At 65.6% G+C, this 1,069-nt stretch carries 1 protein-coding gene; it reads right to left on the bottom strand.

All coding sequences use genetic code 11. The features are described 5' to 3' along the window. Window positions 1–208: reverse transcriptase N-terminal domain-containing protein (locus NQU54_RS48585; RefSeq protein ID WP_308408555.1), on the bottom strand; the 208-nt coding region annotated here is incomplete at its 3' end. Window positions 209–1,069 lie beyond the last annotated feature (861 nt).

Here is a 1,069-nt window from a genome sequence, read left to right on the forward strand (position 1 = left end):
GATCGTCGATCCCCGCCGTCTTGCGTCCGGCGTTGATCTCCGTCACCCGCCGCACGCTGACCAGCGTGTTGTTCAGGCTCCGGAGCATCAACTTCTGCAGGTTCCTGACCTTCGTCAGGTCCCCTTCCTTCGATGCCGTGAAGATGCGTTGGCGCAGACGGCGTACGTCTTTCTCCGCCTGGTCCCAGTCGATGCTGGGCCAGTCCACGAAGCCGCCCTCCGGTCCGTTCACCCCGGCCGGGGCCGGGGCGTCCAACTTGTCTTTCGGTGCGTCGCTGCTGTCATCGTCCCTCCTCACAGGCTCACCCGGCTCACGTCAGCGTCCTTTCGGACTCGGACATCGGTCCGTATCCGGCGAGTTGGCCAAAGCGGCGGCGGAGAGTCCACCGCCCGTAACTGCCTTGGTTTCCTCCGGCCTTTCGGCGTGCCGGCCTTCGCTTCTTGAGCCGTCCTTTCCCGCCGGAAACATCAGCCTTCCTCACGGTCAGCCCACCGCCCGTCCGGTATGGACGGGCGGCTTCCGTCGGGGTTTCCACGTTCCGCGTGCCTGAGCTGCGACCGGGTTGGGTGCCCTCTATATCCCGGGGCGGCGGTGTCCTCCCGGGCGGCGTGAAGCATCCGCCCGGCGCCTGCCGCGTTCCAGCGGCCTGCCCTGCACCCCGCTGTTGCTTCCCACCGGCGGGGCCTTCTCTCACGAGACGTCATCAAGGGTTCACGGTTATTCACCCGTCCGGTCTTCCCCTTGCCTGTTGCCCTCGGGTGGAACGAGGGCACTTGGGCTTTTCCCCCGGAGCTTCACACCCAGCCGTTACCAGCGACGCATGTCCGGGTGGGGACAGGTCATCGGACACTGACCCGGGGCTACTCTGTCGCCGACGCCATCGCCGGACCCCCTCTCCAAAAGAGCCCACTCAACACACGCGACCTCGTGTCGCACCTTCACCTGGAAAGTGCCTCCGACGGTGGCGGGAACAAGGACCTCAGCAATCCTCATTCTCGCTGGTCAGAGGCGCTTTCTGCTTTCACGATCCTCAGTCGGACAGCCCGCTTGGTGAAAGGCGCGAGGCTA

It is taken from the genome of Streptomyces malaysiensis subsp. samsunensis (assembly GCF_024519315.1).
Classification (GTDB): domain Bacteria; phylum Actinomycetota; class Actinomycetes; order Streptomycetales; family Streptomycetaceae; genus Streptomyces; species Streptomyces malaysiensis.